This is a genomic window from Flavobacteriaceae bacterium, assembly GCA_003443635.1.
Taxonomy (GTDB): domain Bacteria; phylum Bacteroidota; class Bacteroidia; order Flavobacteriales; family Flavobacteriaceae; genus AU392.
Genome location: CP031964.1, coordinates 664,410 through 691,114 on the forward strand (window position 1 = coordinate 664,410; position 26,705 = coordinate 691,114).

A 26,705-nucleotide genomic window follows, 5' to 3' on the forward strand; every position below is an offset into this window, starting at 1 on the left:
AATAGCATGAAAAACTCTTTTAAAAAATATATAGGCATATTAATATTAACAGTTATATTGACTTCTTGTGGAGGAGGTGGAAGTGATGACGGACCACCACCACCACCACCAAATACAGCTCCACCAACTGTAGCTGTTAATCAGGTAAATTTTCCTACGCCTAACTTATTATGTATAGATAATAATATAGCATTTGATTGGGATGATGTTGTAGATCCAGATGGAGATAATGTAAGTTATAGGATAATAATAGCTAGAGATAGAGATTTAACTCAAGTGGAAGAAAATAGAATAGTAACTTCAAGTAATGTAACTATTATGTTAGAAATAGCTACTGCATTTTATTGGACAATAACAACAATAGATAGTCGAGGAGAAGAAAGTGAACCTTCAGATACTTTAGCATTTTTTACTATGGGAGAAGGTACTGTTAATAATGCACCATTTACAGCAGCTATAGTAAGCCCGGAAGATCAAGGAAATGTAGCTTCAGGAACGGTAGCCTTAACATGGGATGGAGCAGATACTGATGTAGGGGATACCTTAACGTATGAATTGTTTTTTGGAACGACTTCAGATCCAGCATCATTTCAGACAGGACTAACAGCTGAAACATTTGATGTTTCTACAGATCCAGCCACGACTTATTATTGGAGAATAGATACAACGGATGACTCAGGTGCAAAAAGTATAGGTCGTGTATGGCAGTTTACAACCAATTAATATAAAAGCCATTTAAAAATTAATATCATATTATAAAAAAGCAGCTATTTTTAATAGCTGTTTTTTTATTTGCCTAAAACTAAACTATATTTACAATTATTTAATTTTTTTATTAAAATCTATTATTTATAATTACTATTGGGACATTTTAAATTAAAAATCAAAAATATTTAACATATTGCTTAATAGTTTTAGCTTTGTTGAAATGAAAAAAAACATATTATTAATGTTGCTTTTAGTAATAATTACTTTAGGCATTGTTACTACTAAATTTATTTTAGAAAAGAAATCTATATCTACAGAGACAGAGGTAGATGAGATTACAAAGCTTAGAGAAAAGCATAAATATTTTCTTGAAAACAGTCCATACAAACAGACAAGAGATCTTTCTAAAAAAGAGCGTAAAGCGAGAGCATTACCGCCAAATGGATATTTTGAGCAATTATGGGATCGCACATTAGATCCAAATTTAGGGTATCCAAATTATCGAGGAGCATTAAAGATTCAGCATGAGTTGATTGAGGCAAATAAAAACTTAGGAGAGAGTATTGCTTTTGGAGTACCAGGAGATTCACCGGGTAATGCATGGATAGAAAGAGGTCCTAATAATATAGGAGGAAGAACAAGAGGAATTTTATTTGATCCAAATGATGCAAACAATGAGCGAGTATTTGCAGGAGGAGTTAGTGGGGGTTTATGGGTAAATGATGATATTACGGATGAGAATTCAACTTGGACCTTAGTTCCTGGAGTTCCTGAAAATATAGCTGTTGTAGAGATAGTTTATGATCCAAATAATACAAATACACTTTATATTGCCTCTGGAGAATCGTATACTTCAGGTAATGCTATTGGTAATGGAGTATATCGTTCTACAGATGGAGGTGTGAATTGGGAGATGATTTTTGGGGGACCAGAAGGGACTAGTGCATTTAATCAATCTGGATCTCGAATTTTTGTTGACGGTATTTTTTATATTAATGATATAATAACAAGAAATAATAGTGGAGTTACAGAATTATATATTGCTGCGGCTAGCGCAAGTGCAGGAAGATTGACAGGAGGTAGTTCTGACCCTTTCGGGTATTTAGGAATTAATGAAAGAGGGGTTTATAGATCTGTAGATAATGGAGACACCTGGATGTTTGTCAGTATAATATCTACAACATTAGCAAATACACTTATCAATCCAAATGATTTAGAACTAGATATAAATAATAATATTTGGTTGTCTACAACTAGAGAAGTTGTTTCTGGTATGGATGGCGGTGAAGTATTTAGATCTACAGATGGGGTCAATTTTAATCATGTAAATACTATTCCTAATGCTCGTAGGACAGAAATAGAACCATCGATGCAAAATGCTAATATTTTTTATGCAGCTGCAGCTGTATCTGCAAATCAAGCTAATATTTATATAACTAGAGATGCTTTTAATACTGTTATTCAATTACCTGAACCTGATGATGTGGATGACTTTATCCCTTCAAATGATTACTCAAGAACTCAAGCATTTTATAATTTACCTATAGAGGCCGATCCGAATAATGAAAACATACTATATATTGGAGGAATTGATTTGTTTAGAGGAATTCTTACCTCAGGATCAAATAGTGTGCAGTGGAGTCAAATTTCTAAGTGGTCTAACAATAATCAATTAGCAAATTTAGATGTTTCTTTAGTTCATGCAGATCAACATGCTATAGTATTTAATCCTACAAATTCAAATGAAGTGGTTTTTGGTAATGATGGAGGAGTTTATTATACAAATAATATTGCTACAAGTGGTGTAGAGCCAAATACAAATATTGAACCTCGAAATAAAGGATATAATGTTACTCAGTTTTATGCAGCAGACATTAATAACTTAACTGGTAATATTGGAGGAGGAACACAAGATAATGGAACACCTTATAATTTTAATCCTACTGGAGCCAATGATCCTTTTTATACTATCATTAGTGGAGATGGTATTTATGGGCAATTTGATTCTGAAGGTGAGTATTTCATAGGATCTTCTCAACGAATTAATTATAAGTTTTTTGAATTGCCAATTCAGGCAAATTTAAGTAACCCATCAGGACCAACTCCTTCGGTAAGAACTCAAATAACATCCAATAATTATACTATTATAGATAGAGATGGAGGTAATTTTGTTAATGAAGCAGATGTAGATACAAATCTAGATATTTTATATATTAACGCAAGTGATGGTGTGTCTGGAGGAGCTATTAGAATTGGTAGATATTCTAATCTCTTACAAGGCTCAAGTGCAAATGTTCGAGAAACTTTAATAACAGACCCACTTTTAACAGAAGTAATATCTGTTTTTAAAGTATCTCCACATACTACAAATTCAACACGATTGTTGGTAGGAACAGAATTCAATACTTTGTTAAATGTTGCAAATGCAGATACCACTCCAGTATTTACAGAAATAACAGGGTCAAATTTTGTAGGTAGTATATCAGACATAGAGTTTGGAGAGAATTCTCAAACGATTATGGTAACGATTTCAAATTACGGCGTAGATAGTATTTTTTATACAGAAGATGACGGAGCGACTTGGACATCAAAAGAAGGTAACCTACCAGATATTCCGGTATTTACGATATTACAAAGCCCATTAAATCCAGATGAAGCTATTGTGGGAACTCAATTTGGAGTGTTTAGAACAAGTAATTTTTTAGATGCTTCTCCAATATGGCAACAATCTTTTAATGGGATGAGTAATGTACCTGTAAGAGATTTAGACTTACGTCCATCTACTAATGAGGTTTTGGCTACTACTTATGGGAGAGGAGTATTTACGGGATCATTTGTAGAAGATCCTAATGGAGATAATGATGGTGATGGAGTTTTAAATGATGTAGATAACTGCCCAAATACACCAAATGCAGATCAGGCCGATGCAGATAATAATGGTATAGGGGATGTATGTCAAGATATAGATAATGACGGGATATTAGATATCAATGACAATTGTCCGAACAATGCAAATCCAGATCAGGCCGATGCAGATGGTGATGGTTTAGGGGATGTTTGTGATATTCCAATGATTAATGATCAAGATAATATTACTGTAGAGATTGTTTCAGAAACTTGTCCAGGATTAGATAATGGTGTTATCACAGTAACAGCATTAGCTACAACATTCACCTATAATGCAAACGTAACAGGTCAAGGAGTTAATATTGATCAGACATTTACGAGCACTACAACTTTTGAAGATTTACCAGTAGGTTCATACATAGTAACAGTAACAGTAGCTAGTGAAAACTTTGAACGTAGTTTTGAACTTAATGTAGATCCATCACCACCGTTGAATATTGATTTTGATGGGGTATTGCCAGGAGCTAGACCTAATAGTCAGATATATGTATTTGGAGTAAATGAAGGGACAGGGCCATTTGAGATACGATTTAATAATGAATTGATCCGCACAACAAATGAATCTTCGATAGAAGTAGAGTTGTCAGGCTCAGGGTTATTAGAGATTATTCCATCTAGGCTATGTGAAGGTATCTTTTCATTAGAAGTTGAAGGCTTGTTAAACGTGAATGAAGTACGAGCATTTCCAAACCCAGTGATAAATGATCTTACGGTGAGTATACCAGGAGATATTAGTACTGTGCCAGTGAGTATATATAATATTACAGGACAGTTAGTATATCAAGAGAATTCTAGTGTGATAGGAAATAGTATTACACTTCCATTTAGTGATATGTCAGAAGGAGTATATTTTGTAAGATTAGAAATGGAAACACCAGTAGTTTTAAAAATAATAAAATAGCTATTAATATTTAGTCAAAGAAATATTTAGTAATTACTAAACTGTTTCCTTATAATATCAAAAATACTTTCAGGCGATAGTCTGACTTTATTTTGTAGCTCGTTCATTTTGCCATGATCTGTAAATGCATCAGGAATACCTAAAAGTATAGTTTTATTTTTATAGTTATTTTTTGAAGCAAATTCTAATATAGCACTTCCAAACCCTCCATTTACAGTGCCATCTTCAACACTAATAATACATTTGTAAGTTTTAAAAATAAGATGCAATGCTTTTTCATCTAAAGGTTTTACAAATTGCATATCATAATGAGATACATTAATATTTTTAATTGCAATAGTTACATTTTCTGCAATGCTACCAATGCTAAGAATGGCTATATCTTGCCCTTTTTTGAGTAACTCACTTTTGCCAATTTCTATTTTTGAGAAAGAATGTTTCCAATTTACAGTAACACCGCGACCTCTTGGGTAACGAATAGCAATTGGTAACTCTAAACTTAATTGAGCAGTATACATTATATTACGCAATTGGATCTCGTTTCTTGGAGCAAATATAATTAGATTTGGGATACACCTTAAATAAGCTAAATCAAAAACACCATGATGTGTTGCGCCATCTTCACCTACTAATCCAGCTCTATCTAAACAAAAAACAACAGGTAGTTTTTGTAAAGCTACATCGTGTATCACTTGATCATAAGCTCGTTGTAAAAATGTAGAATAAATATTACAAAAAGGAATCAAACCTTGAGTGGTCATGCCTGCTGCAAGTGTTACAGCATGTTGCTCAGCTATACCAACATCAAAAGCACGTTCAGGTATTTCGTCCATCATATATTTTAGAGAACTTCCAGTAGGCATAGCAGGGGTAATGCCAACAATATCTTTATTTTGCTTTGCAAGTTCAACAATCGTATATCCAAAAACATCTTGATATTTGGGAGGTTGCTCTAGTTCGGGTTTAGGAATTAAATCCCCTGTTGAAGCGTTAAATTTCCCTGGAGCATGATATTGTACTTGATTTTCCTCTGCTTGTTTTAATCCTTTCCCTTTAGTGGTAATTATATGTAAAAATTTAGGGCCTTTAACAGATTTTAAACGCTCTAACTCTGAAACAATTTTATAAATATCATGGCCATCTATAGGACCTGAATAGTCAAAATTTAAAGCCTCAAAAATATTATCTTGTTTTTGGATCCCCTTTTTTACATTAGTTAAATATTGTTTTAAAGCGCCTACACTTGGATCTATCCCAATAGCATTATCATTTAAAATAACCAATAAATTTGCATTGGTAACTCCAGCGTGATTTAATCCTTCAAAGGCCATTCCACTTGCAATGGAGGCATCGCCTATAACAGCGATATGATGTTTATGTTCTCCTTTTAATTGTGAAGCAATGGCCATTCCTAATGCTGCAGAAATTGAAGTTGAAGAATGACCTACCCCAAAAACATCATATTTACTTTCACTTCGTTTAGGAAACCCACTAATACCTCCTAATTGTCTATTAGTATGAAATATATTTTTTCTACCAGTTAATATCTTATGGCCGTATGCTTGATGACCTACATCCCATATTAATAAATCATTCGGAGTTTGAAACACATAATGTAAAGCAATAGTAAGCTCTATAACACCTAAACTAGCCCCTAGATGTCCTTCTTTAGTGGCAACAATATCAATAATAAATTTGCGCAATTCTTTAGCGAGTTGCGGTAAATCGCCAATATTTAGTTTGCGTAAATCTTTAGGTGAATCAATCTGTTGTAATAAATTATTCATACGGTTACAAATGTACGAGTTGAAATTGTATTTTTGATATTATGGAGAACCCATTTGACGATACTTATTTTATGAAGAAAGCACTTCAGGAAGCTGAAATTGCTTTTGAAAAAGGAGAAATCCCTGTTGGAGCTGTAATTGTAATAGATAACAGAATTATAGCTAGAGCTCATAATCTTACTGAAGTACTCAATGATGTTACTGCCCATGCCGAAATGCAAGCGATTACTGCTGCTGCTAATTTTTTAGGCGGGAAATATTTACAAAATTGTACTTTATATGTTACTTTAGAGCCTTGTCAGATGTGTGCAGGAGCTTTGTATTGGAGTCAGATTTCTAATATTGTATATGGGGCTAAAGATGAAGAACGAGGTTGTACTATTTTAAATACAAAATTGCATCCAAAAACAAATTTAAAAGGCGGTGTTTTAGCAAACGAAGCTTCAAACCTATTAAAGCGATTCTTTATTGAAAAACGAAACTTAAATTGAAATCTAGTTCCTGCTACTACTTTTATTGAAGATTAAATATTAGAGAGATTACTTTTCATGATTGCGCATTTTATCTAGATTTTCCTTAGTAATCATATAATCATTCACATTTTTATTTTTCCATCTGTAATATGAAAATAGAGGAAATACAATTAAAAACAATCCAGCTACACCTCCTCCAATAAGTTTTTGAGAATAAGAAACTTCTATTACGTAACCAACAAAAATACAGCCAATACATATGATGAATAAAAAAGCGATGAGATACTTCATATAACTAAATTTAAGATGTAAAGTTAATTAATTGGCGGCGATATGCAGTTAAAAGCTTTGACTTTGAAACAAAACCATAATAACTGTCATTTTTAATAACAGGCAAATTCCAAGCACTAGAATTTTGAAATTTTGTCATTACACTTTGCATTGTGTCTGTTTCGTAAATAATATATTCAGGAGCGCGATGCATATAATCTCTAACTAACATTGTATCATACAAACTTTGATCAAACATAAAACTACGAATATCATCAATTAAAATAATGCCTTCAAGCTTATTTTTTGAGTCAGTTACAGGGAATAAATTACGTGTAGATTTAGAAACACCCTGATGTACCATCTCTCCTAAGGTCATTTCTGGGTGAAGTATTATAAAATTCTTTTCGATAACTGTATCAAGCTTCATTAAAGTCAATACACTTTTATCTTTATCGTGTGTAAGTAAAGCTCCTTTTTCGGCTAATTCTCGAGTATAAATAGTATGTTCGATAACACTTTTAGTAATGATAAATGAAATAGCCACAGTAATCATTAAAGGAACAAATAATTCATAACCACCTGTAATTTCAGCAATTAAAAAAATGGCAGTTAAAGGTGCATGAATTACACCAGCAATTAATCCAGCCATACCAATTAAAGTAAAATTAGTTTCAGATACTTGAAAGCCAAACCCTAAATTATTAATGATTTTCGCAACTACATTACCAAGAGCACTTCCCATAACCATCGTAGGGATAAATATACCACCACTACCTCCAGCGGCAAAAGTTGCTGTCATTGCAATAGCTTTAAAAATAGTAATCCCAACTAGTAATGCAATAATGACCCAAATGTTATCATTAAATGAATCAAAAGGTGTTGCTCCTAATGCATTTAAATGATTTCCGGATAATAAATCATTAATAAATCCAAAACCTTCTCCATAAAGGGGAGGAATAAAATAGAGCATTGCTCCAATAGTAAACCCACCAATAATTAATCTTTGCAAACGAGTTTTACATTGTGTAAACAATTTAGTGATAGCATAGTACATCTTCGTGAAATAAATAGAAGCAAACCCAGTACCTATACCTAAAGCTATATAAAAAAGAGTGTCTTGAATTTTGAATTTATCTATAATATTGAAATTAAAAAGAACATCATCACCTAGAAAGAAATAAGAAGTTAGAACTGATGATACTGAAGCTAATAATAATGGTAATAAAGATGCAAAAGTTAAGTCTAAACTAAATACTTCAACGGCAAAAATAATGGCTGCAATAGGTGATTTAAAGATTGACGATATGGCTCCAGCTGCAGCACAGCCAATTAATAATGTTCTTGTTTTTCTATCAATATGTAATAGCTTTCCTAAATTAGAACTAATCGCAGATCCAGATGCTACAGCTGGACCTAATAATCCTACAGAACCACCAAATCCGACAGTTAAAGGAGCAGTAATTAATGGAAAATATATTTTAGAACGAAGAATAATGCCTCCTTTTTTTGATAAAGAATATAGTATTGAAGGGATAGCATGTTCAACAGGTTTTTTAGATATATATTTGGTAAATAGATATACTAATAATAGCCCTAAAAAAGGTAGAATAAAATAGAGTTGGTTTTTAGAAGAAATAATACCTTCTTCTAAAAGTACTTGTATTGTAAAAGTGATATTTTTTAAAACTACAGCCGTTAAACCTGCCAATAAACCTATCAAGATACTTAATAAAAAAACAAAATTTTTCTGAGAAATGTGTTTATATCTCCAAATAAGAAATCGTTTTATTAAAGATTGTTTAGACATTATTTAAAACTACTAAAAAAAATCCTGTGGTTAACAGGATTTTATATTTAGTTTTAAATTAAGCTCCTGAAGCTGAGTGTTATCTATTGAAGCTGGAGCATCAATCATCACGTCACGCCCTGAGTTGTTTTTTGGAAATGCTATAAAATCACGAATGGTTTCTTGACCACCAAGAATAGCAACTAACCTGTCTAATCCAAAAGCAATACCACCGTGTGGCGGTGCACCATATTCGAAAGCATCCATTAAAAATCCAAATTGTGCTTTTGCTTCTTCATCTGAGAAACCTAAATGTTTGAGCATAATAGCTTGTGTAGCTTTATCATGAATACGAATAGAACCTCCACCAATTTCATTCCCATTAAGAACGAGATCGTACGCATTAGCTTTTACATCGCCTGGATTAGTATCTAGTAATTTTATTTGACCAGGTTTAGGAGAGGTAAATGGATGATGCATCGCGTGATAGCGTTCGGTATCTTCATCCCATTCTAATAATGGGAAATCCATAACCCAAAGAGGTGCAAATTCATTGGGTTTGCGTAAACCTAAGCGTTCTGCTAACTCCATGCGTAAAGCACTTAATTGCGCTCTTACTTTATTTTTTTCACCTGAAAGTATACAAATTAAATCACCTGCTTTAGCTCCAGTTTTTTCTGCCCATTTGGCTAAATCATTTTGATCATAAAACTTATCTACAGATGATTTATAAGTTCCATCGTCATTACAACGAGAATAAACCATCCCTAAAGCACCAACCTGAGGTCGTTTAACCCATTCAATTAATTTATCTATTTCTTTACGAGTGTATGTATTAGCTCCAGGTACAGCAATACCAACTACTAATTCGGCATTGTTGAAAACTCCAAAATCTTTGTGCTGGCAAACATCATTAAGTTCTCCAAACTCCATTCCAAAACGAATATCTGGCTTGTCATTTCCATATAAACGCATTGCATCATCATACAATATTCTTGGAAATTCATTAATCTCAATACCATTTATTTCTTTAAGTAAATGACGTGTTAAACCTTCAAATGTATTTAAGATATCTTCTTGTTCTACAAATGCCATTTCGCAGTCTATCTGAGTAAACTCAGGTTGTCTATCTGCACGTAAATCTTCATCTCTAAAACATTTTACTATCTGAAAATATTTATCCATGCCACCAACCATAAGTAATTGTTTAAAAGTTTGTGGAGATTGTGGTAAAGCATAAAACTGACCTTCATTCATTCTTGATGGTACTACAAAATCACGAGCACCTTCAGGAGTAGATTTAATTAAATACGGAGTTTCAACTTCAATAAAACCATCGTTAGATAAATAGTTTCTAACTTCTTGAGTAACTTTATGTCTGAAAATTAAATTTTCTTTTACGGGATTACGTCTGATATCTAAATAGCGATATTGCATACGTAACTCTTCACCACCATCAGTATGATCTTCAATAGTAAATGGAGGTGTGTTTGAGTTATTTAAGATATTAAGCTCTGAAACTAAAACTTCAATTTCTCCGGTTGGAATATTTGGATTTTTTGAAGCACGTTCAATAACAGTTCCTCTAACTTGGATTACAAACTCACGACTTAATGCTTTTGCTTGACTCATTAATGCTTTTGAACTACGATCTTCATCTAAATAAAGTTGGGTAATGCCATAACGATCTCGTAAATCTATATAAATCATAAACCCTTTATCCCTTACGATTTGTACCCATCCAGAAAGTGTGACTTCTGTATTTGTGTTTGTAGTTCTTAACTCACCACAATTGTGACTTCTATACATATTGATAAATTGAGCTGCAAATTTAAGGAAGATATCTTTTTAAAATAGGGTTGTTTTTAAGATAATTTGAAACTAAAATGATATTCGTCATATTAAATAAATAAAAGTTAATAAAATATCATATTCACTATAAATTAATAAATAATTAACAAATTTCTTTAAATTTTAATAAATAATTAAGATATTTATGAGATTAATTCAAAAAACAAAATATTATGAACAAAACATTATTTTTTAAAATGTTTGTCTGTTTGTTAGTTTTCCTACCTTTAAGCACATTTGCTCAGCAAATTAAAGGTACAATAACTGATGGATCTACAAACACCCCTTTAGGAGGAGCGAGCATTTTAATTAAAGGAACTACAACGGGAACGACATCGGACTTTGATGGTAATTACAGTTTAAATGTAAATAGTTTCCCGGTAACATTAGTATTCTCTTCTTTAGGATTTGAAACTATAGAAAGGGTTGTAGAGCAATCGGGTACGGTTAATATAACAATGCAAGAATCTGCTACATCACTAGATGAAGTTGTCATTACGGGCCTTGCTTCTAGCATTAAGCGATCTAATTTGGCAAATAGTATCTCAACAGTAAATAGCGAAACACTTACAGGAACTACTACTGGATCGACTTTAGATGGAGCTTTATATGGTAAATTAACAGGAGTTAATATTAACTCATCAGGAGGGGCGCCTGGTGGACAAACTGCAGTTAGATTAAGGGGAATATCTTCTTTGTCAGGTAACAATCAACCTTTATTTATTGTAGATGGAGTTTACATTAGTAATGTACAGCTTACAAATGGATCATCTGTAGCATCTGGAGCGAATGCAGGTAGAGAAGAAGGAGGGTCAAATAGAGTTTCTGATATTAATCCTGACGATATAGAAAAAATAGAGATTCTTAAAGGAGCTTCTGCTGCAGCTATTTATGGAACTAGAGCGAATGCTGGAGTAGTTATTATTACAACTAAAAGAGGTAAATCAGGACAAACTACTGTTAAGTTTAATCAGGATGTTGGGTTTAATACGATTCAAAATTTTGCAGGAAGAAGGCAATTTACTTCAGCTACAGTAGCTTCTACTTTTGGAGCTGCAGAGGTGCCTATTTTTGAAGCAGCTCTTGCGGCAGGTCAAATATTTAATTATGAAGAGGAATTATATGGAGAAGAAGGGTTAATAATTGATAACAGGATATCTGTGTCAGGAGGAGGTGATAAAACGAAATTCTATTTTAATGCAAGCAGGAGAAATGAAGACGGAATTATGCTGCGAACCGGATATGAGCGAAATTCAATACGATTAAATTTAGATCACAAATTTAATGATAAATTAAAAATAGGAATGTCTTCTAATTATATAAATAGCCGTGCAGATCGTGGAGCTGTTGGTAATGAAAATAATGGAGGATTTAGTGTGGGTTACAATTTAGCATTGGTAACTGCAGATTGGGAAAACTTGTTCCCTGATGAAAATGGAGTGTATCCTGACGGAAGATTTGCAGCAACCAATATTATTTTAAATCGAGATTTAATAGATAATTATGAAGAAGTGAATCGATATATTCAAGGTGGTAATATTGAGTATAAAGCTATTACTAAAGATAATTTTAGATTAAAACTTATAGCAAATGGTGGGTTGGATTATTTTCAAGGCAATACATTTGTTTTTATTCCAGAATTTCAGCAGACACAAAGAGCAACTACTCAGGGATTTGTGAGTGCTGGAAGTGGTAATTCTTTACAATTAAATTATAGTGCTTTTGCAGTACTTGATTATTTTACGGATAATGATATTAGTATTAATGGTCAATTTGGAGTTTCCTATCTTAATTTTGAAAGTAATTCAGTAATAAACCAAACGACACAACTTTTTCCTCAACAAAGAAACTTAGCTCAAGGAAATTCATTTGCTGTTTTTCAAAGACTTACCGAAGAAGAAGAATTTGGAATTATAGGACAAAGTACTTTTAATTGGAAAGACAGAGTTATCGCTACAGCTGGTATCCGATTTGATAAATCAAACCTTAATGGAGATGCTAATGAGTTTTTTGCATTTCCTAGAGCTTCAGTAGCAGTAAATATTGCAAATTTTGATTTTTGGAATTTGGATGCAGTGAATCTATTTAAAGTACGATTTGCATATGGTGAAACTGGCAGTAGCGCTCAATTTGGTTCTTTATTTACCCCACTTGGGCCTACTTCTATTGGAGGAGTTCCGGGCTTAGGATTACCTACAGTAGGGCAAAATAACATAGCAGCACAATTAGGAGACCCTGGACTTGAGCCAGAAACTTCTCAAGAAGTAGAATTTGGAGTTGACTTTTCTTTTTTAGAAGGAAAAATAGGACTTGAACTCACTGGGTATATTAGAGATGTTGAAAACCTTATTTATCCTTTTTCTTCTATTCCTTTATCATCAGGATTTGCTAATACAATACGAAATGATTTTGATTTGAGAAATGAAGGTTTTGAAATTGCACTTAATGCAAACCCAATAAATAAAGATAATATTAATTGGAACACCAGACTTAACCTTTGGAAAAATACAGCTGATGTAGAACGTTTAGGTGTTGGAGAGTTTCAACCTGCTGGAGAGGGGTTTAGTTTAACTTTTGGTAGTTCATTTATACGAGAAGGAGAAACTGCAACGTCGTTGGCTGCAAATATAGGAGGGGTTACAACTATCATTGGAGATGCAGCTCCTGATTTTGAAATGAGTTGGTTTAATCAAATTAACTTTTTAAAGAATTTCGACTTAACGTTTCTCTGGCATTTGAAACAAGGAGGTGATGTATTGAATTTAACTAAATTACTTTCTGATTTTGGTGGTGTAACACCAGATTTAGATGATCCTAATGTTATCGCTAATCCAAGATTTGGAACTTTTGGAGCCGCTGGTTATATTGAAGATGGAACGTATTTACGTTTAAGAGAAATAGGATTATATTATACTTTACCTGTTTTTAAAGAGTTTTTTAGAGAAGCACGTATAGGTATTTCGGGAAAAAATATAATTACTATTACTGATTACTCTAGTTATGATCCTGAAACTTCAGCATTCGGTCCGTCAGGACTTTCTCAAGGAATTGAAGTTGCTCCTTTTCCTAGCGCAAGGCAGTTTTATTTTCATTTAGGATTAACGTTTTAAAAAAAATAATTATGAAAACTTTAAATAAAATTAAACTATTAGGAACCATTTTATTATTGGTTTCTTGTTCTTTGGATGAGATAACTGATCCAAATCAACCTGGGGTCGAAAATATACTATCCAACCCTACAGAAGAGACATTGAATTTTTTAATTCAAGGATTAGAATCTAAAGCTCGTAGTGGTGTAGGAGGATTTATAACAGCAACAGGATCTATAGCCAGAGAGTTATATGATTTTAATGCTTCTGACCCAACAACAACAGCTACGTTGATAGGCAAAGATGGAGTTATGTTAACAGGTTCAGAACCTCAACTAACAGGAACTTTATTTGCTAGATATCAAGCAGTAAAGAATGCTGATTTTGTATTGGATGCAGTAGATAATGCAGGGGTGACCGATGCACAACGCAGAGGATACAGAGGAGCTGCTCTTACTTATAGAGGGTACATGCTTTTAGATGTGCTTAGTTTATTAGGAACAAATGGTGTAAGAATTGATATTTCGGACCCTAATAATTTAGGCCCTTTTGTTAGTGAAAGTGATGGTTTTCAGGCTATTAGAAATATGTTGGATGAAGGTTTTTCAGAATTGCAAAATGCTGCAGAATTTTCATTTATTTTTTCTTCAGGCTTTGAAGGCTTTAATACACCAGAAACATTTGCTCAATTCAACAGAGCGATTGCTGCTCGTGTAGCTATTTATCAAGAAGATTATGCAGGAGCATTAGCTATGTTGCAAGATTCTTTCTTTGATATGAGTGGAGATGTTACCGTTGGGCCAAAAAGAGTGTATGCACAAGGAGGAACAGAGTTATTAAATCCAATTTTTAAAGCACCTCAACAAAGTGGAGATCAGTTTGTTGTTCATAATCGTTTCATCGATGATATCCAAACAGGAGATACAAGAATTAATAAGTTCCGCCTGAGAGATGATCCAGTGGCAAGAGATGGCTTGAATGGAACTCATGAAATAGCTTTGTATGCAAGTGCAACTTCACCTATAGATCATATTCGTAATGAAGAGTTAATTTTAATTTATGCTGAAGCCAATATTCAGTTGGGAAATTTTCCTGAAGCAGTAATGGCATTAGATGTAATACGTAATACGCATGGTTTGCCAAATTATTCAGGACCTGTAATGGAAGCAGAACTTATTGATGAAATGTTGTATAACAGATCATATTCTTTCTGGGCAGAAGGTCAAACAATGTTTGATTTGAGAAGATATAATCGATTAAATGATAATTTTCTGCCAATTGATAGAGCTGGTGATATTATACATACACAATTCCCTATTCCACCTTTTGAGGTTCAGTAGTATAATTGAGAATAACCATTTAATAAAAAAAGCCGAAACTTTAAGTTTCGGCTTTTTTTATTCTATTTATCTAAAACTAAATCTCCAGTAACTAACTCTGTTTCTTTTGGAACAGATCTATTTCGCAGCCACATTTTAAATCGTGTCACTAAATAAAATAATATAGGAACGACAACTAAAGTTAAGAATGTAGCGATGAACAGACCATAGATTACAGTCCAAGCCAATGGTCCCCAGAAAATCACATTATCTCCACCTACATATATATTAGCATCAAATTCGCTAAACAATGTGTAGAAATTAATATTTAAACCAGTAGCTAGTGGTATTAATCCTAGGATGGTTGTAATAGCAGTTAGTAATACAGGGCGTAAACGTGCTTTTCCAGCTTTTATAACACACTCTAATAGAGTAAGATTATCTACATAATCCTTCTCGTCAAGATTTTGTTCTTCTTTTTTACGGTCTATTAAGAGTTGTGTATAATCTAAAAGAACTACTCCATTATTTACTACAATTCCTGCTAGAGATATGATCCCCATCATAGTCATCATGATTACGAAAGAACTACCTGTAGCAACAATTCCTCCAAACACACCAATTAAACTTAAAAAGATAGCTAACATAATAATGCCAGGTTTTGATACAGAATTAAATTGAAATATCAATATGAAAAAGATTAATCCTAATCCTGTAAAAAATGCACCCATTAAAAAAGACATTTGTTTAGCTTGCTCTTCAATCTGTCCGGTATAATCTATTTTAACGCTATTAGGAACACCATTAAAATTAAGCATCTCGCTTTGAATCTTTGCTACAATAGCTCCTGCATCTGTAAAACCTGGTGCTAATGCTGAATATACAGTTACTACACGCTTTACATCTTTATGTTTAATAGCACTAAAACCTGAACTATTTACTTGTTTAGCTACTGTAGAAATTGGAATTTCTTTAATTTTTCCAGAGTTATCTCTAAAGGTTATATTTTGATTGAAGATAGCACTAGTGTTGTATTTATTATCTTTGTTAAAACGAACGTAAATATCATAATCATCACCACCTTCTTTATAGATTCCAGCTTTTGCTCCAAAAATAGAATTACGTAATTGCTGCCCAACCTGACCTGTGCTAACTCCTAATTCACCAGATTTTTTACGATCTACTTTTACTTGCATAGCAGGTTTAGCTCTATTTACATCTATTTTAAGCTCATCGATGCCAGGAATATTTTTAGTATTTAAGTAGCTTTTCATGGCTTCAGCGGTCGTAATTAATTCGACATAATTATCGCCTTCTAGTTCAATATTAATAGGATAACCAGCAGGAGGGCCAACAGCATCCTTTTCAACAGAAATTGCAACACCTGGATAAATACCTTTTAAAGCTTCTTGGATTTTCTTTTGAAGTACTTTACTGTCAGCTCCTTTTCTAAATTTATATTCTCGCATAGAAGCTGTAATTTTGCCTCGATGTGGCATTTCTGCAGCAGAACCTCCGTCAGTTTGTGGATTTCCGGCACCTTCACCTACTTGAGAAACTGAACTCTCTACTAAAAAGTTTTCTCCATTTGTATCTAAATATTCTCCAGAATTAATAATGGTATAAACACGTTTTTCTATATCACTTGTAATGGTATTTGTTTTTTCAATATCTGTGCCTTCAGGGTATTCGATATAAACAATAATTTGATTAGGAGAATTATCTGGGAAGAATTCCACTTTTGTTCTTTGACTTTGTACTGAAGCTCCAAAACCACCAAAAGCAATGAATAGTAATATAAATGTCCCTACACTAATTCCTATAGGTCTCCATCCTTTTAACGCACCGCGTAAAGCTTTTTCATAAAAACGCTCCCAACGTGGTAAAATTTTATTTTGAAAGTAATTGGCAGCTTTTCTCAATACCAAACGATATACCCAAAGCATGATTGCAGTAAATATCATAATACTCCCGATAGCTTTATATGTACCTCCAAAAAGAAGAATTAATATCCCTGTTATAGCAACGATTGAAGATATAGTGACTATACGTTTTAAGGGCATGTCTCTATCTTCAGTACTCATAAATTGAGAAACCATTACAGAATTAAAAAAGATAGCAACAAATAAAGACGATCCTAATACTACCGATAATGTCACTGGAAAATAGATCATAAATTGCCCCATAACTCCTGGCCATAAGCCTAATGGAATAAAAGCTGCAACTGTAGTTAATGTAGAAATAATAATAGGGAACGCGATCTCGCCTATTCCTTTTTTGGCTGCTTCAACCCTACTTAAGCCTTCTTCATCCATTAGACGATATACGTTTTCTACCACTACAATTCCGTTATCTACTAACATTCCTAATCCCATAATTAGACCAAAAAGAATCATGGTATTCATCGTATAGCCTAAAGCATTAAGAATCATCAATGACATAAACATTGACATTGGTATAGCAAACCCGACAAACAAAGCATTTTTAAATCCTAAAAAGAACATTAATACAGTAACTACCAGAATAATTCCAAAAATGATATTGTTTACCAAATCATCTACCTGACCAATAGTTTTAGAAGACTGATCGTTGGTAACAGTTATCTTTAAATCACTCGGAAGGATATTATTTTCTTTGGTTTCTTTTAAAATAGTTTGTATTTGTTCAGCAGCGGCAACCATGTTTTTCCCCGAGCGTTTTTTTACATCGAGCATAACAACACGATCTTCAAACTCTCTTGCATAAGTGGTGCGCTCTTTTTCTTTAAAAGAAACAGTTGCTATATCCTTTAAATAAATGGGGCTATTATCTTCAGATTTTACAACAAAATTTTCTAACTGATTAGGAGTGTCAATTTCACCTAAAATTCTGATGGTGCGTCGTTGTCCACTAGCAATTAAATTTCCAGCAGACATAGTCACATTTTCATTATTTATTGCGTTAATAACATCATTAAAGCTTACCTGAGCAGCCATCATTTTATAGATATCTACAGCAACTTCAACTTCTTTATCTTGAGCCCCTCTAATAGCTACTTCTTTTATTTCTTGAAGATCTTCAATTTCATCTTGAAGATATTCGCCAAATTCTTTTAATTTTTGAACAGGATAATCTCCTGAAATATTGATGTTAAGAATTGGAAGTTCTTCAGAAAGACTTAATTCAAAAACATTAGGTTCGACTTTGGCACCATTAAATGTTGGCCAATCTTCACTAGAAGTTTCCGAATCGACTTCATCTTTTACTTTTTGTTTAGCAGCATCTACAGTGAGGTTTTCATCAAACTCAACTATAATAATGGAATAGTCTTCTTGAGAAGTGGAAGTTATCTCTACTACATTACTAACTGTTTTAAGCTTATCTTCTAAAGGATCTGTAATAAGTTTTTCTATATCTTCAGCAGTATTCCCTGGAAATACAGAGCTAATATAAATTTTGGTTTCTCTAATTTCCGGGAAATTCTCTCTTGGCATTGCAAAATATGCTGAGATACCAAGGATGAGAATTAAAACCATGACTACATAAATGGTAGTTTTATTGTTAATAGCCCAAGAAGATAAACCAAACTCTTTATCGACTTTCTTTTTTTTCTTAGCCATAATTATTGATTTTTAACTGTTACCGATTGACCATTTCTTACATTACGAGCACCTTCATTAACGATCTCTACACCGTTTTCGATACCACTTAGTATTTCAATATTATCGCCTTGTGTTTTGCCAGTCTCAATATCTCGCCTTTCGGTAATACCATCATTATTAGATGTTTTGTCTTTAATAATATAAATGTATTGTTGACCATTAGCGTCTTCAGAAATAATGCTTTGCGGAATTAATACTGCTTTCTCATTCGTGTAATCATTAATCTTAAGTTTAGCAGTAAGGTTTGGTTTTATCGTTTTATCTTTATTTGGAATAGCAACTTCTACTTTAAAAGTTCGATTAGAAGGATTTATGAAATTACCTGCTTGGCGGATTTTAGCTTCCATTGTTGTTCCTAACACAGGAAACTCAACTTGTACATCTTTATTTTTAGTAATATTTGAAATATAACTTTCAGGTACATCAGTTTCAATATACATATTGCTGAGATTTACAATGCGAACTAATTGTGATTGTCCTGGAACTACAACTGCTCCTTGTTCAGTAATAACATCATCAATAACACCAGAAAAAGGCGCCCTTACATTAGTTTTGTTTAATTGAGCGTTAAGCTGATCTACTGCTTTTTGTTGTGCTTCGTATGATGATTTTGCTTGAAGGTATTGTATTTCACTCCCTATTTTTTGATTCCAAAGACGTTCCTGTCGCTCAAAAGTAGTTTTAGCTAAATCTGCTTGAATTTGTAATTGTGAAACTTGTTGGCCAAGACCACCATCATCAATTGAAGCAATAATTTGCCCTTTATTTACAGTTTGTCCTTCTTTTACGAAAACACGTTTTAATATGCCTGCCGTTTCTGGATAAACAACAAGGTTTTGTTTAGTTTGTACACTACCTTGAAGCTCTAAATAGTGATTAAATACAGTGTCTTTAGCTATAAATGTTGTTATTAATAAATTATTTTTAACAGTATCTAAAGTTTTGATTTTGTTATCCAATTCTTGTAATTGAGAAACAACTTCATCTCTCTTTTCTTTAATTTTTGAAAGGTCATCTGAAGCTAAAATAGCTTCTATAGTATTCTCATTTTTGTTTCCGCAGGATACAAAAAGAAAGCTGGTCAATAATATAATTAATGTATGTTTCATTGTATATGTTTTTCTTGAGACTTAGTTTTTAGGAATTTCGTTAAGTACAGTTTCTAATTCTGTTTTTTTAGTAATTACATTAAGCATTGCTTGTAAAAACTCTTGTTGAGATGTATATAATTGGACTTGTGCTTGTCTTAATTCGAAACTGGAAGCTATTCCTTCAAAATATTTTGTTTGATTTTTCTTTTCGATACGTTCGGCTAAATTTAGATTCTGTTTTTTGTTTTCATAATCTTCAATCGAAAATTGATAATCACCTTTAGCTGCTGCAACTTGTAATTTTAATTGTTGTTCAGTATCGTTAAGATCTGCTTCAGATTTTTCAAGATTAATTCTAGCACGTTTAGTAGCAGCACTCCGTTTTCCTGAACTAAAAATAGGAACGTTTAAGCTCACACCAAAAAGAGAAGAACCAAACCATTGTTGTGAACGATCTAAAAAAGTGAAGCTTTCGCTATTTCCTGTATATCCTCCATTTATAAAAGCGCTTAAAGTTGGTAATGCTTTACTTTTTTCTAACTTTAATAATAACTCTTTGGACTCTTTATCGTTTGCTGCAATTTTATAATCTATTGTATTTGTGACATCTTCATCAGCAGATAATAAACTTAAAACAATATTTCTAGAAGTTAAACTTTCTAAATTATCAGTAATTGTAGTGTTAGAGTTTACATCTAACCCTAAAGTAATATTTAGCATTTGATATGCTAAATTCTTTAATCGCAAGGTGTTTTTTAAATTACTTTGCACACCAGCTAACGTAATTTGCAATTGCTCTACACTTTCTTCTTCTTCTAAACCATTTTCATAAATTTTAGTAGTTTCGTCAAGGTTTTTTTGAAGTACAGAAATATTGCGTTCTAAAATAGTTACACTTTCTTCAGCTAGCAATACATTTCCATAAGCATCAATAACTGCTTTTCTGATTTCTAACTCTGTTTTTTCTTTTGCATTTTTAGAAATTTCTAAAAATACTTTTGCCGATTGTAATCCTACTATATAGGAGCCATCAAAAATTAATTGATTTAGAGTTACAGTCGCATTTATATTTTGACTTGTTCCAAAAACTGCTGGAAACTGATCTTCGATACCTAAACCTAAATCATTACGTAATTGATCTGATAATAAAATTGCAGGTAAAAAAGCAGAACCTTGTTCTATAAAATTCTGATATTCAATATTAGCACTCACTTGAGGCAATCCAATAGTAGTGGTTTCCCATTTTTGTTGCTTAGCTGCTTCTATATCGAGCTTAGCTGCTTTAACATTTTTGTTGTGCTCTAAAGCATAATCTATAGCTTCTTGTAAACTAAAACTCTGTGAGGTTTCTTGAGAAAACCCAAAAAATATAGTCAGTAAGCTTAATGTTAGTATTAATCTAAACTTCATTTAAATTTGTTTTTTGTTGATTACTTTATTTAATTTTTTAATACCTTCTGGTGTGCAAATTCCTCTTAAGTGATATTCTAAAAAATTCCCCATTAACATTTTTATTGAAAACTTATCATTAGAGAATAAATCTTTATCCTTAATTGCAGTCATACCACTAAAATATATTCTAGCAATAAATTCTGGATTTATATTATCTCTATATAAATTAAGATGAATACCTCGTTCTAAATTTTTTATAACACAACTGTGCATTACATTAAACTGCTTATCTTTTAAGGTAGCGCAAATTTGAGGATAGTATTTTTGAAGTTGATATTGAGGTGATGATTTTTCATCTTTTAAATGTTTCATCACAAATTGCTTGATATCATAAATTTCTTCAATTGGGCAATTTTCTAAAGCACAAATTTGATCAATTCCGTGCGAAATGAGCTCAAATAAACTCAACGTAGTGGCTTCAACTAAATCAGTTTTATTATTAAAGTGTTGGTAGATGGTTTTTTTTGAAATCCCCATAGCATTAGAAATATCATCCATTGTAACACTTTTAAACCCATAGGTTAAAAATAAATCAGAAGCATTTAATATTATTTTTTCTCTCATATCGGATGCAAATATATAAAGGAAACTTTAAAAACAAAAATAGTTTCCAAAGTTTTAATGTAAATAAAACTTAATATTTACGTTAGGCTATTTTTAATGTGGTGAATTCCGCTATTTTTGTAGAATGCAATCAATAGAAACATATCAAAATAAATTTCTAAATTATTTAGAAAAAAACTCTGAATTTGGAGAGCCAAATAATCTTTACGCACCTATTAAATATATTTTAGAATTAGGAGGGAAACGTCTAAGACCAGTATTAACCTTGATGACTTCTGAGATTTTTGGTGTTACATATAAAAAAGCACTTGATGCTGCTTTGGCGGTTGAAGTGTTTCATAATTTTTCTCTAGTCCATGACGATATTATGGATAATGCTCCGTTACGAAGAGGTAAAGACACTGTTCACGAGAAATGGGATGTGAATACTGGGATTTTATCTGGTGATGCAATGCTAATTTTAGCATATCAGCTTTTCGAAAATTATGATAGTGATGTATTTAGAGATTTAGCAAAATTATTTAGTAAAACAGCAATACAAGTTTGTGAAGGGCAACAGTACGATGTAGATTTTGAAATTATAGACAATGTTTCTGTTGAGGAGTATTTAAAAATGATAGAGTATAAGACTGCTGTTTTAGTAGGAGCAGCAATGCAGATGGGAGCCATTGTAGCTGGTGCTTCTCTTGAGTGTCAAAGTGCAATTTATGAATTTGGAAGAAATTTAGGACTAGCATTTCAATTGCAAGATGACTATTTAGATGCTTTTGGTAATGCAGAAACTTTTGGCAAGCAAGTTGGAGGTGATATTATAGAGAATAAAAAAACATATTTATATATAAAAGCATTAGAATTCTCTTCAGAAGAAGATAAAATGCAATTACAACACTTATTTAGTTTTTCGTCTCATAACAATAATGAAAAAATAGAGGTCGTAAAGCATATTTTTAAGGAAAGTGGCGCAGCAGAAATGACTCAGAAAGAAATTGAAAATTATACAAATAAAGCTTTTTCTATTTTAGAAGCGATTAATATAACAGAAGATAAAAAAGCAATTTTAAGAACATTTGGAGAAGCCTTAATGATTAGAAATGTATAATGAAATTACCAATTACATTTAATGAATTAATTGAAGAAGCCAATGCATTAAGCTTATATGAAAAACTAGTTCATCAAATTAATAAAGATTTTTTATTGGCAAATATAGATTTACAATTTAGTGCTGATATTTTACCTAAGGTTTTAAAACAAGAACTTCACGAAAAAATATATCGCTTAATTCAGGGAAAATTCGCAGAATATTTAAACTTACTCTATATTATAGATGTCCCAGAATATAAAGTAAAAGAATTAAATGGAGATGATGTTGTTGAGCTATCAAATCAAGTATCATTTTTAATTTTGCAACGTGAATGGCAAAAAGTTTGGCTTAGGAACAAATATTAAAAGTAAACACGCACAAATGGCGCCCAAGGATCTGCAAAAATACTATCGTCGTCATCATACAATACATCATATCGAACACCAAAAGTTACATTGCCAGAATTATAACCAATACCTAGGTATAGTGCTGGAAACCAAAAATTATCATCTATAAAAATTGGATCATCAAAATTTTGAGTCACATTTAATTGCTCGAACTCAGCAGATAATTGTATTTCATAAATGGGATTAAATAAACTTATAATGCTAGCTCCAAGAATTGTAGAGTTAAAATCATTTCGACTATTTGAATACGAGCCATTAAGTCCAATGCCCAATGAAAATTGATTATTAAATTGATATATAGCACTAGGCGCTAAAGTCCCACTAAAAAAGCCATCTCCAAAACTTAGTCCTATGCCCCCTCCAAAGCGAACATGATTCCAAAAATGATCAGAATTTCTATTTTGTGTAAAAACAGATGATGTAAAAAGAAAACACCCAAAGGTAAAGAGAATTATAGATTTTAATTTAAATGAATTTATAAAGCACATAATACATTATTTTGATAGAATAGGATTCATATAAATATAACAAAATCACATCTAATTTTGCTAAAAATTGTACTTTTGACGAAATTATATTGAAGCAAGAACGTCTTATACATAATAATGGACAAATATTCTTTTTTAAACGCAGCTCATACTTCATTTTTTTCAGAATTATATGAGCAATATTTAAGAAGTCCTGACTCAGTAGAACCGAGTTGGAGGGCTTTTTTTCAAGGCTATGATTTTGGTAGTGATAGTTACCAAATAGATGATGAAACTATAGAAGGCGTAAATACACAAATTCCAGAACAAGTTCAGAAGGAATTTCAAGTTGTTAAATTAATAGATAATTATAGAAGTCGTGGACATCTATTTACTAAAACAAATCCAGTTCGCGAACGTAGGAAATATGAACCATCGTTAGCTATTGAAGAATTTGGATTGTCTGTAGCCGATCTAGATACAGTATTTTCTGCTGGAGACATCTTAGGTATTGGCTCGCAAACACTTCGTGAAATTATTAGTCATTTAGAGAAAATTTATTGTAGCTCTATCGGGGTTGAATATATGTATATAAGAGAGCCAAAAGAAATTCTCTGGATTCAAAATAAACTTAATATTAACGATAATCAGCCTAGTTTTTCAATAGAACAAAAAAAACATATTCTTAAAAAACTTAATGAAGCTGTTTCTTTTGAATCGTTCTTACACACAAAATATGTAGGTCAAAAACGATTTTCATTAGAAGGAGGAGAATCTTTAATTCCAGCACTAGATGCTGTTATAGAAAAAGCTGCTGAATATGGAGTTAAGGAATTTGTTATGGGAATGGCTCATCGTGGCCGTTTAAATACATTGATAAATATTTTTGGTAAATCTGCTAAAGATGTATTTAGTGAGTTTGATGGTAAGGATTATGAACAGGAAGTTTTTGATGGTGATGTGAAATATCATTTAGGCTGGACGAGTGATCGTTTAACTGATTCTGGTAAGAAAATAAATTTAAATATAGCTCCTAATCCTTCACATTTAGAAACTGTAGGTGCAGTTGTTGAAGGAATTACAAGAGCAAAACAAGATAAAAACGATTCAAGCCCATCTGAAGTATTACCAATTGTAGTACATGGAGATGCTGCAATTGCTGGTCAAGGTTTAGTATATGAAGTTGTGCAAATGGCACAATTAGATGGTTATAAAACTAGTGGTACAATTCATATAGTAATAAATAACCAAATTGGGTTTACCACTAATTATTTAGATGCGCGTTCAAGTACATACTGTACAGATGTAGGTAAAGTAACCTTATCTCCAGTATTACATGTTAATGCAGATGATGCAGAAGCTGTAGTACATGCGATAACGTTTGCTTTAGATTTTAGAATGGAATTTAAACGAGATGTGTTTATCGATTTATTGGGTTATAGAAAGTATGGTCATAATGAAGGAGATGAACCTCGATTTACACAGCCAAAATTATATAAAGCGATTTCAAAACATAGTAACCCTAGAGATATTTATGCTGAAAAATTATTAGCAGAAAATGTTATTGATAATAATTATGTTTTAGAATTAGAAAAAACTTATAAAGCATCTTTAGAAGAAAAACTAGAAGATTCTCGTAAAGAAGATAAAACTGTAATCACACCATTTATGCAAGATGCATGGCAAGGTTTTAATCTTGCAGATGAAAATGTAATGGTTAATGATGTAGATACTACTTACTCAAAAGAAAAATTATCTAAAATAACGGATGTTATTTCTACTTTACCTAGCGACAAAAAATTTATTCGTAAAATAGAGCGTCTAATTCAGTCAAGAAAGAAAATGTATGATGAAGATAAATTAGATTGGGCAATGGCAGAACATTTAGCCTATGGGTCTTTATTAGAAGAAGGCTTTAATGTTAGAATATCTGGCCAGGATGTTGAACGTGGTACTTTTTCTCATCGACATGCAGTAGTAAAAGTTGAAGATAGCGAAGAAGAGGTGATCTTGTTAGAAAATGTAAGTGATACTCAAGGACAATTCTCTATTTATAACTCACTGCTTTCAGAATATGGGGTTGTAGGTTTTGATTATGGTTATGCTATGGCAAGCCCAAATACATTGACTATTTGGGAAGCACAGTTTGGAGATTTTGGTAACGGAGCACAAATTATGTTAGACCAATATATTTCTTCTGCAGAGGATAAGTGGAAACTTCAAAACGGATTGGTAATGTTATTGCCTCATGGGTATGAAGGACAAGGTGCAGAACATTCATCTGGGCGTATGGAACGCTATTTACAATTATGTGCAAAAGATAATATGTTTGTTGCAGATTGTTCTACACCAGCCAATATGTTTCATTTGCTGCGTAAACAGATGAAAGCAGATTACAGAAAACCATTAATTGTATTTACACCAAAAAGTTTATTACGTCATCCAAAAGTAGTGTCTTCAGTATCAGAATTTGCCAATGGAAGTTTTCAAACTGTCATTGATGATGCTACTGCAAAAATTTCTAATATAAAAACATTAGTTTTTGTAACAGGTAAATTTTATTATGATTTATTAGAAGAACAAGAAAAACTAGAACGTCAGGATGTTGCATTGGTAAGAATAGAGCAACTATTTCCTTTACCTGTTGATGCTATTCAAGATATATTGAAAAAGTATAAGAATGCAAATGATATAGTTTGGGCGCAGGAAGAGCCAAGAAATATGGGAGCATATAGTCATATATTAATGCATTTAGAAGTGGCTAAAAATTTCAGACCAGCAACAAGAAGAGCTTATGGAGCTCCAGCAGCAGGAAGCTCAACTCGATCTAAAATACGTCATCAAGAAGTTATAGATTACGTGTTTGATAGCACAAAAAACAATCAGAGATATTAAAACAAACAATATA

General features: G+C 32.3%; 17 protein-coding genes. 8 read left to right on the plus strand and 9 right to left on the minus strand.

Annotated elements, in window-relative coordinates; genetic code table 11:
• Window positions 1–6: 6 nt before the first annotated feature.
• Together D1817_02885 and D1817_02890 are read left to right on the plus strand one after the other, a co-directional pair.
• Window positions 7–723 (plus strand): hypothetical protein, encoded by a 717-nt coding sequence (locus D1817_02885; protein ID AXT18849.1) that lies wholly within the window; start codon window positions 7–9, stop codon window positions 721–723.
• Window positions 724–949: 226 nt separating this feature from the next.
• The gene (locus tag D1817_02890) at window positions 950–4,516 is read left to right on the plus strand and encodes a T9SS C-terminal target domain-containing protein (GenBank protein AXT18850.1); all 3,567 of its coding nucleotides are present in this window, start codon (window positions 950–952) and stop codon (window positions 4,514–4,516) included.
• 26 nt (window positions 4,517–4,542) lie between these two features.
• On the opposite strand, the gene D1817_02895 is transcribed toward D1817_02890, so the two are convergent.
• A complete protein-coding gene (locus D1817_02895; GenBank protein ID AXT18851.1) occupies window positions 4,543–6,303 on the minus strand; it encodes a 1-deoxy-D-xylulose-5-phosphate synthase in 1,761 nt (586 codons plus the stop codon).
• A gap of 41 nt (window positions 6,304–6,344) precedes the next feature.
• On the opposite strand from D1817_02895, the gene D1817_02900 reads away from it, so the two are divergent.
• Window positions 6,345–6,794: a nucleoside deaminase gene (locus tag D1817_02900; GenBank protein ID AXT18852.1), complete on the plus strand. Its 450-nt coding sequence runs from the start codon at window positions 6,345–6,347 to the stop codon at window positions 6,792–6,794.
• A 48-nt stretch (window positions 6,795–6,842) separates the two neighbouring features.
• On the opposite strand, the gene D1817_02905 is transcribed toward D1817_02900, so the two are convergent.
• The 3 genes from D1817_02905 to D1817_02915 are packed head-to-tail and all read right to left on the minus strand — an operon-like array spanning window position 6,843 to window position 10,644.
• A complete protein-coding gene (locus D1817_02905) occupies window positions 6,843–7,067 on the minus strand; it encodes a hypothetical protein (GenBank protein ID AXT18853.1) in 225 nt (74 codons plus the stop codon).
• Window positions 7,068–7,077: 10 nt separating this feature from the next.
• Window positions 7,078–8,856 carry a chloride channel protein gene (locus tag D1817_02910; protein ID AXT18854.1) on the minus strand — a complete coding sequence of 593 codons (1,779 nt, stop codon included), beginning with the start codon at window positions 8,854–8,856 and terminating at the stop codon, window positions 7,078–7,080.
• Window positions 8,857–8,886: 30 nt separating this feature from the next.
• The gene (locus tag D1817_02915; protein ID AXT18855.1) at window positions 8,887–10,644 is read right to left on the minus strand and encodes an aspartate--tRNA ligase; all 1,758 of its coding nucleotides are present in this window, start codon (window positions 10,642–10,644) and stop codon (window positions 8,887–8,889) included.
• 215 nt (window positions 10,645–10,859) lie between these two features.
• On the opposite strand from D1817_02915, the gene D1817_02920 reads away from it, so the two are divergent.
• Both D1817_02920 and D1817_02925 read left to right on the plus strand, forming a co-directional pair.
• On the plus strand, window positions 10,860–13,796 hold the full coding sequence (locus tag D1817_02920) for a SusC/RagA family TonB-linked outer membrane protein (GenBank protein ID AXT18856.1): 2,937 nt from the start codon (window positions 10,860–10,862) through the stop codon (window positions 13,794–13,796).
• An 11-nt stretch (window positions 13,797–13,807) separates the two neighbouring features.
• Entirely contained in the window at window positions 13,808–15,115 is a 1,308-nt protein-coding gene (locus D1817_02925) for a RagB/SusD family nutrient uptake outer membrane protein (GenBank protein AXT18857.1), read from the plus strand.
• A 62-nt stretch (window positions 15,116–15,177) separates the two neighbouring features.
• On the opposite strand, the gene D1817_02930 is transcribed toward D1817_02925, so the two are convergent.
• Genes D1817_02930 through D1817_02945 form a run of 4 tightly spaced genes read right to left on the minus strand, consistent with a single transcriptional unit; the run spans window position 15,178 to window position 21,842 of the window.
• Window positions 15,178–18,693: an efflux RND transporter permease subunit gene (locus D1817_02930; protein AXT18858.1), complete on the minus strand. Its 3,516-nt coding sequence runs from the start codon at window positions 18,691–18,693 to the stop codon at window positions 15,178–15,180.
• Window positions 18,694–18,695: 2 nt separating this feature from the next.
• Entirely contained in the window at window positions 18,696–19,844 is a 1,149-nt protein-coding gene (locus D1817_02935; protein ID AXT18859.1) for an efflux RND transporter periplasmic adaptor subunit, read from the minus strand.
• Window positions 19,845–19,865: 21 nt separating this feature from the next.
• Complete coding sequence (locus D1817_02940; protein AXT18860.1) at window positions 19,866–21,236, minus strand: TolC family protein; 1,371 nt, start codon at window positions 21,234–21,236, stop codon at window positions 19,866–19,868.
• Window positions 21,237–21,842 carry a TetR/AcrR family transcriptional regulator gene (locus D1817_02945; protein ID AXT18861.1) on the minus strand — a complete coding sequence of 202 codons (606 nt, stop codon included), beginning with the start codon at window positions 21,840–21,842 and terminating at the stop codon, window positions 21,237–21,239.
• 124 nt (window positions 21,843–21,966) lie between these two features.
• Here D1817_02945 and D1817_02950 point away from each other — a divergent pair, with 124 nt between their 5' ends.
• Together D1817_02950 and D1817_02955 are read left to right on the plus strand one after the other, a co-directional pair.
• Window positions 21,967–22,941: a polyprenyl synthetase family protein gene (locus D1817_02950; protein AXT18862.1), complete on the plus strand. Its 975-nt coding sequence runs from the start codon at window positions 21,967–21,969 to the stop codon at window positions 22,939–22,941.
• A complete protein-coding gene (locus tag D1817_02955) occupies window positions 22,941–23,288 on the plus strand; it encodes a hypothetical protein (protein AXT18863.1) in 348 nt (115 codons plus the stop codon). Before D1817_02950 ends, D1817_02955 begins: the two co-directional genes overlap by 1 nt.
• On the opposite strand, the gene D1817_02960 is transcribed toward D1817_02955, so the two are convergent.
• Entirely contained in the window at window positions 23,285–23,782 is a 498-nt protein-coding gene (locus D1817_02960) for an alpha-ketoglutarate decarboxylase (protein ID AXT21213.1), read from the minus strand. The genes D1817_02955 and D1817_02960 overlap by 4 nt on opposite strands.
• A gap of 153 nt (window positions 23,783–23,935) precedes the next feature.
• On the opposite strand from D1817_02960, the gene D1817_02965 reads away from it, so the two are divergent.
• Complete coding sequence (locus D1817_02965) at window positions 23,936–26,692, plus strand: 2-oxoglutarate dehydrogenase E1 component (GenBank protein AXT18864.1); 2,757 nt, start codon at window positions 23,936–23,938, stop codon at window positions 26,690–26,692.
• The last annotated feature ends 13 nt before the right edge of the window (window positions 26,693–26,705 follow it).

What these genes read in the sequence shown, in the direction of transcription:
- D1817_02885 (AXT18849.1), top strand. Translation starts at nt 7, where the DNA reads ATGAAAAACTCTTTTAAAAAATATATAGGCATATTAATATTAACAGTT.
- D1817_02890 (AXT18850.1), top strand. Translation starts at nt 950, where the DNA reads ATGTTGCTTTTAGTAATAATTACTTTAGGCATTGTTACTACTAAATTT.
- D1817_02895 (AXT18851.1), bottom strand. Translation starts at nt 6,303, where the DNA reads ATGAATAATTTATTACAACAGATTGATTCACCTAAAGATTTACGCAAA.
- D1817_02900 (AXT18852.1), top strand. Translation starts at nt 6,345, where the DNA reads ATGGAGAACCCATTTGACGATACTTATTTTATGAAGAAAGCACTTCAG.
- D1817_02905 (AXT18853.1), bottom strand. Translation starts at nt 7,067, where the DNA reads ATGAAGTATCTCATCGCTTTTTTATTCATCATATGTATTGGCTGTATT.
- D1817_02910 (AXT18854.1), bottom strand. Translation starts at nt 8,856, where the DNA reads ATGTCTAAACAATCTTTAATAAAACGATTTCTTATTTGGAGATATAAA.
- D1817_02915 (AXT18855.1), bottom strand. Translation starts at nt 10,644, where the DNA reads ATGTATAGAAGTCACAATTGTGGTGAGTTAAGAACTACAAACACAAAT.
- D1817_02920 (AXT18856.1), top strand. Translation starts at nt 10,860, where the DNA reads ATGAACAAAACATTATTTTTTAAAATGTTTGTCTGTTTGTTAGTTTTC.
- D1817_02925 (AXT18857.1), top strand. Translation starts at nt 13,808, where the DNA reads ATGAAAACTTTAAATAAAATTAAACTATTAGGAACCATTTTATTATTG.
- D1817_02930 (AXT18858.1), bottom strand. Translation starts at nt 18,693, where the DNA reads ATGGCTAAGAAAAAAAAGAAAGTCGATAAAGAGTTTGGTTTATCTTCT.
- D1817_02935 (AXT18859.1), bottom strand. Translation starts at nt 19,844, where the DNA reads ATGAAACATACATTAATTATATTATTGACCAGCTTTCTTTTTGTATCC.
- D1817_02940 (AXT18860.1), bottom strand. Translation starts at nt 21,236, where the DNA reads ATGAAGTTTAGATTAATACTAACATTAAGCTTACTGACTATATTTTTT.
- D1817_02945 (AXT18861.1), bottom strand. Translation starts at nt 21,842, where the DNA reads ATGAGAGAAAAAATAATATTAAATGCTTCTGATTTATTTTTAACCTAT.
- D1817_02950 (AXT18862.1), top strand. Translation starts at nt 21,967, where the DNA reads ATGCAATCAATAGAAACATATCAAAATAAATTTCTAAATTATTTAGAA.
- D1817_02955 (AXT18863.1), top strand. Translation starts at nt 22,941, where the DNA reads ATGAAATTACCAATTACATTTAATGAATTAATTGAAGAAGCCAATGCA.
- D1817_02965 (AXT18864.1), top strand. Translation starts at nt 23,936, where the DNA reads ATGGACAAATATTCTTTTTTAAACGCAGCTCATACTTCATTTTTTTCA.